The organism is Mucilaginibacter sp. OK283, assembly GCF_900110415.1.
In the GTDB taxonomy this organism is placed as follows: Bacteria; Bacteroidota; Bacteroidia; order Sphingobacteriales; family Sphingobacteriaceae; genus Mucilaginibacter.
Genome location: NZ_FODR01000005.1, coordinates 211,218 through 223,655 on the forward strand (window position 1 = coordinate 211,218; position 12,438 = coordinate 223,655).

Annotated in this window: 12 protein-coding genes; 8 read left to right on the top strand and 4 right to left on the bottom strand. The window is 41.7% G+C overall.

The genetic code is table 11. The features are described 5' to 3' along the window. Window positions 1–300: 300 nt before the first annotated feature. From BMX56_RS13875 to BMX56_RS13885, 3 genes are all read left to right on the top strand, one after another. Window positions 301–1,923: an ammonium transporter gene (locus BMX56_RS13875; RefSeq protein WP_090648709.1), complete on the top strand. Its 1,623-nt coding sequence runs from the start codon at window positions 301–303 to the stop codon at window positions 1,921–1,923. 190 nt (window positions 1,924–2,113) lie between these two features. Beyond that, window positions 2,114–3,181, top strand: a complete 1,068-nt coding sequence (locus BMX56_RS13880) for a porin (RefSeq protein WP_090648712.1) — start codon at window positions 2,114–2,116, stop codon at window positions 3,179–3,181. A 222-nt stretch (window positions 3,182–3,403) separates the two neighbouring features. After that, window positions 3,404–3,997 (top strand): DUF4468 domain-containing protein, encoded by a 594-nt coding sequence (locus BMX56_RS13885; RefSeq protein WP_090648716.1) that lies wholly within the window; start codon window positions 3,404–3,406, stop codon window positions 3,995–3,997. Between the two features lie 517 nt (window positions 3,998–4,514). Here BMX56_RS13885 and BMX56_RS13890 read toward each other — a convergent pair. Beyond that, window positions 4,515–5,822 carry an ammonium transporter gene (locus BMX56_RS13890; RefSeq protein ID WP_090648721.1) on the bottom strand — a complete coding sequence of 436 codons (1,308 nt, stop codon included), beginning with the start codon at window positions 5,820–5,822 and terminating at the stop codon, window positions 4,515–4,517. 372 nt (window positions 5,823–6,194) lie between these two features. Beyond that, window positions 6,195–6,551 carry a hypothetical protein gene (locus tag BMX56_RS13895; RefSeq protein ID WP_090648727.1) on the bottom strand — a complete coding sequence of 119 codons (357 nt, stop codon included), beginning with the start codon at window positions 6,549–6,551 and terminating at the stop codon, window positions 6,195–6,197. Window positions 6,552–6,847: 296 nt separating this feature from the next. Here BMX56_RS13895 and BMX56_RS13900 point away from each other — a divergent pair, with 296 nt between their 5' ends. The 3 genes from BMX56_RS13900 to BMX56_RS13910 all read left to right on the top strand — a co-directional run bounded on the left by BMX56_RS13900 (window position 6,848) and on the right by BMX56_RS13910 (window position 9,859). Continuing rightward, a complete protein-coding gene (locus tag BMX56_RS13900) occupies window positions 6,848–7,714 on the top strand; it encodes an energy transducer TonB (RefSeq protein ID WP_090648732.1) in 867 nt (288 codons plus the stop codon). Between the two features lie 205 nt (window positions 7,715–7,919). Further along, complete coding sequence (locus BMX56_RS13905) at window positions 7,920–8,750, top strand: energy transducer TonB (protein WP_090648735.1); 831 nt, start codon at window positions 7,920–7,922, stop codon at window positions 8,748–8,750. Between the two features lie 284 nt (window positions 8,751–9,034). Then, on the top strand, window positions 9,035–9,859 hold the full coding sequence (locus tag BMX56_RS13910) for an energy transducer TonB (protein ID WP_090648739.1): 825 nt from the start codon (window positions 9,035–9,037) through the stop codon (window positions 9,857–9,859). A 151-nt stretch (window positions 9,860–10,010) separates the two neighbouring features. On the opposite strand, the gene BMX56_RS13915 is transcribed toward BMX56_RS13910, so the two are convergent. Continuing rightward, on the bottom strand, window positions 10,011–10,811 hold the full coding sequence (locus BMX56_RS13915; RefSeq protein ID WP_090648744.1) for a GNAT family N-acetyltransferase: 801 nt from the start codon (window positions 10,809–10,811) through the stop codon (window positions 10,011–10,013). A 21-nt stretch (window positions 10,812–10,832) separates the two neighbouring features. After that, entirely contained in the window at window positions 10,833–11,288 is a 456-nt protein-coding gene (locus BMX56_RS13920) for a GNAT family N-acetyltransferase (RefSeq protein WP_090648749.1), read from the bottom strand. Window positions 11,289–11,458: 170 nt separating this feature from the next. Between BMX56_RS13920 and BMX56_RS13925 the strand changes: the two genes are divergently transcribed. Then, a complete protein-coding gene (locus BMX56_RS13925; RefSeq protein WP_090648753.1) occupies window positions 11,459–11,986 on the top strand; it encodes a hypothetical protein in 528 nt (175 codons plus the stop codon). Between the two features lie 110 nt (window positions 11,987–12,096). Next, entirely contained in the window at window positions 12,097–12,288 is a 192-nt protein-coding gene (locus tag BMX56_RS13930) for a cold-shock protein (RefSeq protein WP_090648758.1), read from the top strand. The last annotated feature ends 150 nt before the right edge of the window (window positions 12,289–12,438 follow it).

Genomic DNA, 12,438 nt, shown 5'->3' on the forward strand with positions numbered 1-12,438 from the left:
CCCGTTTTTGGGTTTTGAATTGAGGTTTTGATAATTTATATAATTTTTATCATGTTTTTTTTGTTAAAAATTTGTTATTGTTAAAATAACTACCTAATTTCATGAAATAATTTACATAAACCCTATAAATATTATATTTTTTATAAAAAAGTGTAGTGTTTATTGGTCAAAACCTAAAGAGTGCTTTTTTAAGGTTGTTTTTTGAAGAATTAATGCTGTGCAATCAAACTATTTAATATAATACAACAATCAAACTAAAATTAAACTATTAAAAAACAATCAAACTAAATTAAAAGACAAATGAAAGTAAGTTCTACAAAATTAAACCTCCTAAGTTCAGTCCGACAGCTGACACGTGAGAAATGGGCGCTGGGAGCTACCATTTTTACAGGAAAAATGATTGGCCTATTGCTGGTTTTTGCCGCAATGATGGTTTTACCTGGTGTACTTGGCACGTCTGCGCATGCTGCCGAAACCTACACCGCTCATGAAACATCGTTAATTAATACAGTTAACACTGTTTGGACACTGGTTGCTGCCTTTTTAGTATTTGGTATGCAAGCGGGTTTTGTTATGCTCGAAGCAGGCTTTGCCCGCAAACGCGAAACCGTGAACGTTTTAATGGAGTGTATTTTTGATACTTGCCTTTGTGGTTTGTTATTTTACGCTGTAGGTTATGCGTTTATGTTTGGTAATGGTAATGGCTTTATTGGCTGGGGCGGCTTAGGTGCTGATGGCAAAACCATCACCAACTGGTTTTTCCTGCAAAATACACCCGAAACTTATGGTTCAACAGGTATCCCTGTTTTGGCACACTGGATATTCCAGTACGCTTTTGCTGATACTTGCTCAACTATTGTATCTGGTGCAATGATTGGTCGTACCAGCTTCCGTGGCGATATCCTTTACAGTATAGGTATTACAGGTTTTATTTACCCAATTATAGGTCACTGGGCCTGGGGACCAGATGGTTTCTTAGCATTGATGGGTACTTCTGGTATTTTCCAATCAATAAGCGCTCAGCCTTTCCGCGATTTTGCCGGTTCAACAGTGGTACACACTATTGGCGGTGTGGCTTCACTGGCAGGTGCAATGGTATTAGGCCCACGGTTGGGCAGGATATTTGCCCGCGATGATAAAGAAAAAGGCGGATTACCTCCGGGTCACAACTTATTGGTAGCTGCAGTGGGTGGTTTTATCCTGTGGTTTGGCTGGTATGGTTTTAACCCAGGTTCAACTTTATCTGCAATGGATATGCAAGGTATCGGCCGTGTTGCTGCCAATACTACACTTGCTGCCTGCGCCGGTGGTTTTGCTGCAATGTTATTTGCATTGTGGTTTGGCCCAACCAAAGGCAAGTTTGACTTAGCTTTCACTATTAATGGTTTCTTAGGTGGCTTGGTTGCTATTACCTGCCCTTGTTACTGGGTTAGCCCGCTGGGTTCAATCCTTTTAGGTGCAGTTGCCGGTATGGTAATATTTGGTGGCGTTTACCTTATTGAGTGGTTCCGTATCGACGATCCGGTTGGTGCAGTATCTGTACACGGCTTATGCGGTATCTGGGGCACTTTATCATTGGGTTTATTTGCATCTGGTCAATACGGTTTTACAGGCCCAACTGGCCCTGATAACACTGCGCCGGTAGCAGGTTTATTTTATGGCGGAGGTTTTGGTGTGTTAAAAGCGCAATTTATCGGTAGTTTAACTATCACGCTTGCCGTATTTGTTGTAACTTTTGTAATGATGTTTATCATCAACAAATTGCCTAACCCATGGAAATTACGTATCGAAGAAGAAGGTGAAACAGGTGCCGGCGGTATCGATGTTTTCGATCACGGTATCGAAGTTTACCCTGCTCAGGATGATGAGATCAGCTTAAGCGGCCTTTTTGATAAAGGTGTAACATCTCCATCTGCAGTATAAATAAAATTCTTTAATGCCTTGTGCGGTTGGTTGGTAAAAAATACCGACAACCTTTTACAGCTAACCGCACAGGTATTTTATCAATCTTATAAAATTTAACCGCTTTTACTAAAGGCTATTGTTGTGCATTAGCTTAATGGGAGAGCTTTATTTCAACCCAAATCAAATTCAAATCAATTAAATCGTTATCATGAAAAAAACACTTTTACTTTTATCAGCTCTTGTTGCCGGTTCCTTCGTTGTTAAAGCGCAGGATACCGTTAAAACCACTGCAGATGCCCCTTTGGTTATCTATGGGTCGGTAGATACCTACTTCAAAAAAGATTTTGCTAATAAGCCAAACATTCAAACCTCTTTCGGATCTGATAATAATTCAGTATCAATTGGTATGATCGATCTGGGTTTAAAGAAAAAGGTAGGCAAAGCATCGTTTGTTGGCGAAATGTCATTTGGCCCGCGTGGCCAGGAGCAGTCAATTCCTGATGCTATTTATGGGTCGCTGCCGGCTGGTACTTCAAGCTACCACATTCAAAACTTATACGTTTCTTATGATGTAACCGATAAGTTTAACTTAACAGCAGGTTACATGGCTACATTTGTTGGTTACGAGGTAATTAGCCCGGTAGGTAACTTTAACTATTCAACTTCTTATTTATTCAGTGCAGGCCCGTTCCAAAATGCAGGCTTTAAAGCAACTTATGCTTTCTCTGATAAAGTAAGTTTGATGGCTGGTATTTTTAATGACAACTGGAATACTTACAAATCAAATTCGGCTACACCAGAAGTATCAACCTTTGGCTCGCAGTTGTTTTTGGCACCTGTTAAAGGATGGACAGCTTACATTAACTTTGCAAGCGGCAAATACTCTGGTACTATATTGGATTTAACCACCGCCTACCAGATAACCGATGCGTTTAAATTAGGTTTAAATGCTGCCCGTAAAACAGGTATGGGTGCTTATAACTACTTTGGTTATGCCCTATATCCTCAGTTGGCTGTTTCAAAAGCAGTTACTTTTGGTTTAAGGGAGGAGTATTTCAAAGCTAAAGCAACAAATGGTGGTGCTGATATTGGCATTACTCCTGGCAACTCGGTGTTTGCTTCAACCTTAACTTGCAGCATCAAATCAGGTCCTTTAACTTTCATCCCTGAGTTTAGGTTAGATCATACAAAAACCGGTGATGTTTTCTGGAAGAGTGACGGCACTCCTTCAAAATCAGCTGGTCAGTTTTTGTTAGCCGCTGTATACGCGTTCTAATTTAAATTAAAACATTATTTTACAAAAAGCCTCCTGATATAACCGGGAGGCTTTTTATCTTTATACCGGTGGAGAGTCGAGAGTTAAGAATTAAGAATTAAGAAAAGGACTTCAAAGTTGAATAGATTGAAGCCCTTGCCTTGGTTTGCTGATCTCTAATAATAAAGCTGGTATGCTTTTTATCTTGACTCTTAACTCTTGACTCTTTTTTACTCTTTTTAAATGAAAAACATTTTTATTGCTCTCATTTGTATCCTTTCCGCAAAGAACGTTATTGCGCAAAAAGACACGCTGGCCTTTGATGAACGTAATAAATACATTTACTATCAAACGGTTGATCAACAAGGTTTAAGCAAGGATACCTTGTATGGCCGAGGATTGTATTTTATGCACAAGGCTTATCCTAAGGGTAAACTAAGAATTACCAAAACCGATGAAGGCCAGGGTGTATTAAGTGGGGAAGGTAGCTTCGTGGTGTCGAAACGGTCGTTATTATCGGGCAGCCCTGGCGGCGAAATAAGCTATTCATTAAGGATAGAAGTTAAAGATTCAAAATACCGTTATTGGTTTACCGATTTTAAGTTTACCCCTTATAAGCGCGACAGGTATGGCATGGAGGTTTTGGATCCTGGCATTACATTTCCAATGGAGGAGGCAAAAAGTAAGCTGGAGAAAAGAGACGTAGCCGTTTATTTGGATAAGATACTCAATTATAGCCGGCAAAACGGTGCGGTTTTAAAATCGTATATGCTAAAAACAGCGCCGGCGAAAAAAACAATCCAGGAATTGAAAAAGATATCAACCAAGGATTGGTAGTTCGTTGTGTTAGTTCATTGGTTCACTGGTTCATTGGTGTCGCTTTATTACTTATCTGCTGGTTCATTGTGTTAGTCCAATGGTTCAAACCGCGGTAGCGATTCTGTTTTAAATAGTTGATTTTTAGCTATTGTTACCAACTGACTGTTTTATTTTTTTTTGATAAAATAGCTCTTACGCACCTTCCTCTTTATTAACATACTTTGAAGTTAACATGCTTTGAAGTGGATTGGTGAAATTCGATCCAATTCGTGAAATTCGTGTGAATCAATTCGTGTGAATCAAAAAAGCCGCCCCTCAAAATTTAGGGCGGCTTTAGTTTTTAGTTAGCCTTGGCGAGACAATAGTAAAAACGTTAATTCTTTTTTGTTAATTGATATTATGTTTGATTGTTGGTTGTTTAATTTCCTTTTTTTTATACGATAATTCGTGAACACCTCCTTTCGTATAAGAACTTAAAAGCTTATTAGCGAAATTCGACCGAATTCGTGAAATTAGTGTAAATCAAATCGCGTAATTACAATTCTTCATCGTGCTGGCTAATATCCAAACCTGCTAATTCCTCTTCAGGTGTAACACGTAATGTACTTATCATGTCGGTTATTTTTAACAGTAATAATGAGCCAAAGAAAGCAAAGGCCGATACGCCAACTAAAGTTACCAGGTGAAGGAAAAACAAATGGGTTTCGCCATAAAATAAGCCATTACCTGTAGTGTTGGCGCTATTTACATTTTGATGCGCAAATACACCGGTTAGCAGCATACCAACCATGCCGCCTACGCCATGGCAGGGGAATACATCGAGTGTGTCGTCAATGCTGGTTTTGCTTCTCCAGATAACTACAAGGTTACTTACTACAGCTGCAACAATACCAATTATTAATGAGTGGGGAATGGTTACAAAGCCAGCTGCAGGCGTAATAGCAACCAGGCCAACTACGGCACCAATACAGGCACCCAGTACACCCGGCTTTTTGCCGCGCAGGATATCAAAAAACATCCAGGCCATTGCTGCTGCAGCAGATGCTGTTGTTGTTGTAGCCAAAGCGGTAGCTGCAAGCGTACCCGAACCTAAAGCAGAGCCGGCGTTAAAGCCAAACCAGCCAAACCATAATAAACCTGTACCCAATAATACGTAGCTGATGCGGGCAGGATTATGCGATGTTTCGTTACGGCCTTTTAAATATAATGCCGACGCAAGGGCTGCCCAGCCGGCGCTCATGTGTACAACAGTGCCTCCGGCAAAATCAAGTACGCCTTTGCCAAACAAGAAACCGTCAGGGTGCCAGGTAGAGTGGGCCAAAGGCGCATATATAAATACCATGAACAGGCAAAGGAAAATAACGTATGAGTTAAAGCGGATACGCTCGGCAAATGCGCCGGTAATAAGGGCCGGGGTAATAACCGCGAATTTTAACTGGAACATAGCAAACAATACCAACGGAATGGTGGGTGCAAGTTTCCAGGTAGCGTTGCCCAATGTGCCCTTCATCATAAAAAAGGTACGCGGATCGCCAATGAAACCGCCAATGGTATCGCCAAATGCAAGGCTAAAACCAAAAATAACCCAGATAACGGTGATAACGCCCATACAAACAAAGCTTTGCAGCATGGTTGATAGTACGTTTTTTTTGCTTACCATACCGCCATAAAAAAAGGCAAGTCCGGGTGTCATGATCAATACAAGGGCTGTACTAACCAATAGCCAGGCAGTATCGCCGGTATCAATTTTGCTGTCTTTAACTGTTGTTAATGTAACCGAAGGAAATATAAGGGCAAGTACTATAATAAGTAGCAGTATGCCAAATGGTATGAATTTTTTCATGCTTAGGGTTTTAGGGAATAGTTAATAAAAAGCTGATAGCTTCATGTCTAAAGCAAAAAGCCAGGTTTTCAAAAAGCCCGGTTTATAAAATATTGATGGTGACTACAATAACTAACTTTATTGCAATGACAACCAATTGCTAACGCCTGGCCCTTATGTGAGCATGCATAACGCTGTATAAACGAGGTTGGTTAATACTTTTAGTTTAATGACGGGTGAAGAAACTGCCCGGTACCCAATCAAAATACCGGGCAGTTCAACAACTGTACCTGCAGGCACCCAATCAAAATGCTTGTAAGTATTTAAACTAAGTTTTAAAAAACAATAAACACGGTTGTGTAATCAGCACAGCCGCATGAAATTGTTTAACTATTACCAAAAAGCGTGGAACGGAAAAAGAATGAGTTTGCGGAACCGCGATAGCTCGCTTGTACCCCTGCCGCAAATAAAATTGAGATACTTTACGTGTATGGTGTAAAAATTGGGGCTTGTGTAAAGGAATGGCAGCGAATGCGAACCCCGATGCTGCTGGAGATTTATAATTTGTACCGGTACGTTGTTAAGGCTGTAATCATAGCTGTAAGGACTATGATGGTTGGTTGTGGCCGATACGGAGGTTTTTTTATCGTCTTTATGGCTGGCATGATACAATCCTCCCCTTGCCGAGGCTGAAAACCCGGAAAACAAAAGGAAAATTACCGCAGTAAACCGATAAAGGCTGTTGAACATGTCTAAAAGTAGTAAAAAAATAAAATAATTGCATTTTTTTTACAAGTTTTTTAACTTTTTGTGCATTTATGTGAAAAATATGTATAGATATTGTTTTTTTAATTCACTGAATACAGGAAAAGGCGCGTGATAATGTGGCCTTTGCAAGAAATAATCGCCGAAAATAAAATTTTACAAGTTTTTTATTAAGCGGTAGGTTTTGATCGGATTTGTTTAATTTATAGATGTATTATTGAGGTTTTGTAAAATATAACGTCTTTGAAATCGTTATTTATATATAAATAATTCTTTGAAAGATGCAATCGGCCAAATTTAGTTTGTACAAAGCCGAGTGGCTCGACTTTGTATTTGATCATCGTAACAAAGTGTACGGTGCCTACGAATTAAGGCAGCATTATGGGCGTACTTTGGCAAAAGCACTGGCCATTACTTTGGCCGGTGTGGCTGTTTTTGTCGTGCTAAGCCTGATTTTCAAACCAAAATCGCCCGATAATTTAAAAATAACCCTTGTTGATTTAACCCCGCAGCTTGTAAAACCTGCTGCGCCATTGAAACCAGCCGAACCGGTAAAGCCGGCTGAACCACCAAAACCGGTAGCGCCGGTTAAAGCAACGCAAAAGGTATCAACCACCAGGTTTGTTACCCCGGTGGTTGTGAGTACCGAACCAACTGTTGAGCCGCCGGTAATTAGTAAAATTCAAGGTGCTATTGGTAATGCTGATGTTAAGGTTGCAGGTGGCGAAAATGTTGAAAACGTACTTGATGTAGCTGATAAGTCGGGCGCCAGGGATGGCGCCGGTACAAAGCCGGTGGTTGTTCCTGTAGTGGACAATACCATACATGATTTTAACGCTCTTGAGGCTATGCCCGAACCTGCCGGCGGCGCAGTAGCATGGAGCAGCTTTTTGCAGAAAAACCTGCGATTTCCTGTTGTGGCGCAGGAACAAGGTGTATCCGGGCGGGTGATCATGAGTTTTGTTATCGAAAAAGATGGTCGCTTATCAAACATAACAGTTGAGCGTGGCGTAGGGTTTGGGCTTGATGAAGAGGCGTTGCGGGTACTTAAACTGGCTAAGCCCTGGAAACCGGGCATGCAGAACGGCCAGCCGGTGCGTGTTAAATATGTAATACCAATTAAGTTTCAATTGGCCGACAGTAATTAAAGTGGGCCCCCGGGGTTGCCAGACCCCGTTTTATGACGGGCAGGAGTGGGCGATGAGCCCCGCACAACGCGGGGCCAATCGCTATCCCAATACGAAGGTTTTTGTCGTCTCGCGGAATTTTATTTGGTAAATATCGATTAAATCAAAATAAAATATACTATTTGTTTCGATTTGTCGTTATTTTTAGAATGAAATTCTTTAAACTATGTCAGCAACAAAATTTAATTTGTACAATGCCGAGTGGCTCGACCTTGTATTTGATCACCGTAACAAAACCTACGGTGCTTACGAACTGCGGCAGCATTATAGCCGTACCATGGGTAAAGCCATGGCGTTAACCTTTGCCGCCATTACAGTTTGGGTGGTGGCAAGTGTGGCATTAAGGCATAAAGTTGATACAATAGTGGTTCATGAGTATCCAATGCCGCTGCCTTTGCCACCGCCAACAACGGAAAAAGAGCACAAAATTTTGCCCCCAAAATCGGAGGATCTGCCTCAACCCAAAACACTTTCAAAAACACTGCGCTTTCCGCCGCCTGTTGTGGTGCCGGCCGAGCAAACGGTCGACCCGCATACCGTCGCCGATCTTCAAAAGTCAACCATAGCCAGTACCGATCATAGTGGTGAAGATGTACCCGAAAATATTTTGGAGACGTCTGGCGCAAAAGGGGGCGCTGGTACGGCTAACCCTATTACCGAGGATGAAAAGGTAAGGCCTTTTACTGAGGTAGAAGTATTACCACAGCCCGATGGCGGAATGGCCGGTTGGGCCAGGTTTTTACAAAACAACCTGCGGTACCCGGCTTTGGCGCGCGAAAACAATATATCGGGCAAAGTTTACATCAGCTTTATTGTTGAAAAAGATGGCCAGTTATCAAATATAACGGTAAGTCGCGGCCTGGGTTACGGTTTAGATGAGGAGTCGGTGCGCGTGTTAAAACTGGCCAAACCATGGAAGCCTGGCATCCAGAATGGACACCCGGTTCGCGTAGCTTACAGCATTCCGTTTGCTTTTCAGCTGGCAGAGGAGAATTAGTGATGGGTTGGGATGTAAGGTTCGGGTTGCGTGTAGCGAGGACAAGCTAAAAGGTTCGGGTTGCGTGTAGCGAGGTTCGGGCAGAATAGCAGCCAGGCAAATTAATCGATGCGCCTTACCCGAACCTCGTAACACGCAACCCGAACCTCACAAATCGTAACCCGCAACCCATAAGAAAATGAAATTTTGATGAAATTTATTTTTTGACAATATGATATTTTTTCATGTTTTGTAAAATATAATAAATGCATATTCGTTATAATAGAAATTTAATTCTTTAAAATATGCCTATCGCAAAATTTGATTTGTACAATGCCGAGTGGCTCGACCTTGTATTTGACCATCGTAACAAAGAATACGGAGCTTATGAATTAAGACAACATTACGGCCGAACCATGAGTAAGGCAATGGGCCTGGCTTTTGCAGGCATTGCGGTTATTGTAATATCGGCCTTTGTTTTTAAAGGTAAACCGGTAGAAATAGTTAAAATGACACCGGTTGATTTGACAAGCGTGATGGTTCAGCCCCCGGTAGCACCGCCAAAAAAGGCCGAGCCACCAAAATCTACCGAACCACCTAAGCCTGTTGAGCCTGTAAAAACACTTGCCAGCCCGCCTCCGGTTGTGGTGCCTACTGATCCCATCGTTCAACCGCATACCACTGCGGAACTACAGGCAAGCACCATTGGAGCTACAGATAGCAAAGGAGCTGATAAACCAGGCAATGCCATGGATGTTAATACAAATAAGGGTACAACAGGTACCGGCCCCGCAGTTGATAATGCCATACATGATATGGATGGCAACCTTGAAGCAATGCCCGAACCGGTAGGTGGTGCAGCGGCGTGGAGTAAATTCTTGCAAAAGAATTTGAGGTTTCCGGCGGTAGCGCAGGAGCAGGGTGTATCTGGCAGAGTGTTGATGAGTTTTGTGATAGAAAAAGATGGCTCGCTGTCAAATATAAAGGTTGAACGTGGGGCCGGTTACGGGTTTGATGAAGAAGCCGCCCGGGTACTAAAGCTGGCGAAGGCCTGGAAACCCGGCATGCAAAACGGCCAGCCCGTGCGGGTTAAATATGTAATACCAATGAATTTTCAATTAGCCGAATAGTGAGTGGTGAGTAGTGAGTGGTGAGTCGTGAATGTTGAACAGTGAGTTGAGTGAATGAATGGTGAGTTGAGTGAATGGTGAGTAATGAGTGAGCAGTGTGTGTAGAATGGTGATTGTGTTTGGCCTCCGGAGCTTGTCCGGGGGCTTTTTTTTAGCCAATATTGCCCGCTATCCGGTTGTAAATGCTGGAAAATATTACATTCCGGGCTTTGCCCAGGCGCATTCTTTTGGCGGTGCGTATTTCTTTATACCCCTTTTCATACAAAAAGTTTACAGCATTGCTGTTATTTTTAGGGAATGCAATTTTATCATTGGTGCGTAAATGTAGTTTCATCAGCTCAATACCTGCGCACGCGGTGTTGGCAATTATCAAACCCTCGCCAAGGCCTGGCAAATAGTAGCCTTCAACGGTATCATCGTTACAGTATATTAATCCTGTTTTAACATGTTCCCGGAGTAATGGTTCCCTGTTTTCCTGCGAGTTTGTTTGGTCGATAGCCAGAATTTGCTGCAGGAATTTTTCCTGGTATGGTTTAATGTTTAGTGTGGGTAATCCTGGTAGTTGTATCTGTATATCTTTAAAGAACAGGTATTCTGTTTCGGTGATAAAACCGGCTTTTTCATAAACAGGCGCACCCATCGCGGTAGCAATTAAATTGATGGTTTGGCAACGATGTTGGTGGGCAATATCAACCAGGTTTTGTGTAATGTAAAAGCCAATACCTTTGCTTCTGTGTTCGGGGTGTACAATGATGTGGCCCAGCCATGCTACATCGGCGTGTATGATGGCCGCGCCGATGCCGGCTATGGCGTCATTAATAACTACTTTAATCGGAAAGCAGAAAGGCGAGTCAACATAAAAGTAAAAATTAGGCACAATATCGGGCCAGTCGGCTGGTTGTAACTGATTAAGCAGGCCGATGTCTGGTTGAGTAAATATTGAGGTTTCCATACAGGGGAAGAATATTAGTAACTACAACACCTTCCGGAAGCAGATGCTATCCGGCAAATCAACATATGGCCCATATTGAGGAATGGGTAAGTAGCCTGATTTTGGATACAAACTCAACGCCTCCACTTGCTTTTTGCCGGTTTCAAGCACGGTGTATTTGTAGCCTAAGCTATGCGCCCAGGTTTCCAGTTCATTTAAAATCAATTTGCTTATACCATTGCCGCGTGCGTTGGGGTGTACAAACATCCGTTTTACTTCCACCGCGTCAGCATCGTATAATTTAAAGCAGCCGCACCCGGCAGGTTGATTATTAAGATAAGCTACCACCACGGTATCATTTTTTTCGATCACGTTGTGCTGATCGTAAATGTCCATCATGTCGCCATTTCGGTTGCGCAAATCAGCATCAAGTTGGGTTACCAGCGTGCGGAAATCGGGATTGTTGCTGGTGGTGCGGGTGATACGGAGGGTGTTCATGTTGTAAAAATAACAGAAGATACAGAAAAGTTGGGTTTGAGGTAAGATAATTTTAAGGAATGGAATTTTATCAGCTTTGAATTGCGGAAACCACGCATTTTAATAAAGTAATAAATGCGTTAATCAAACCTTTTTGATAATACATTGTCGTACTTACAAATTAACTTTATATGAAAAAAATAATTTTCGCCGTAATGGCACTGTTAAGCTTTTTTAGCTTTAAGGCAGCCGATGCCCAGGTAAGTGTAAGTCTTGGTATCAACATCGGAAGTCAGCCAGCATGGGGGCCCGTTGGTTACGATTATGCCCGTTACTATTATATGCCCGATATTGATGTATATTACTCCGTGCCAACACATCAGTATGTTTACTACCAAAACAATGCCTGGATAAAGGCAAGTGTACTACCCGGCAGATACGGTAATTTTGATCCTTATCAAAGCTACAAAGTTGTAATAAACGAAAGGGACCCGTGGTTAAGGAACAACGTTTACCGTACAAAGTACGCCACTTACAAGGGCCGTCATGACCAGGTTATTATCCGCGATAGCCGTGACGAAAAATATCGTGACCATTGGGATAATGGAAAGCACAAGGGTTGGGACAAGCAAAAATATAAGAAGCAAAAGAATGAAGGGGGCGATGATGACCATGGTAATGGACACGGCAAGGGGCATGGCCATAAAGACAAAGATTAATTGCCTGTTTTTTAATAAAGCTTATTTTTTACCAAAAATTAAACTATTTTACCAATAGTAAAAATGTCAATTATTTAGTGTATGTTTGCAACTTATTAATATACAATATAATGCAACAAGGAACAGTAAAATTTTTTAATGACGAAAAAGGTTTCGGATTTATTACCCCGGCAAATGGCGGAAGCGAAATTTTCGTACACTCATCTGGTTTAATTGACAACATTCGCGAGAATAACTCAGTTAGCTATGACGTAGAAGAAGGTCGTAAAGGCCCAAATGCAGTAAATGTTAAAATAGTTTAATACTCTATATAATCATTTGTAAAGCCCGTTCCTGCAAAGGAGCGGGCTTTTTTGTGGGCTTTGGTCGTAAGGTTGTTTTCTATCGCTTACGTAAATCAAATTTGACTTTTGAATTTTAACTTTTGAATTTATAAAATCAATTTCTCCATT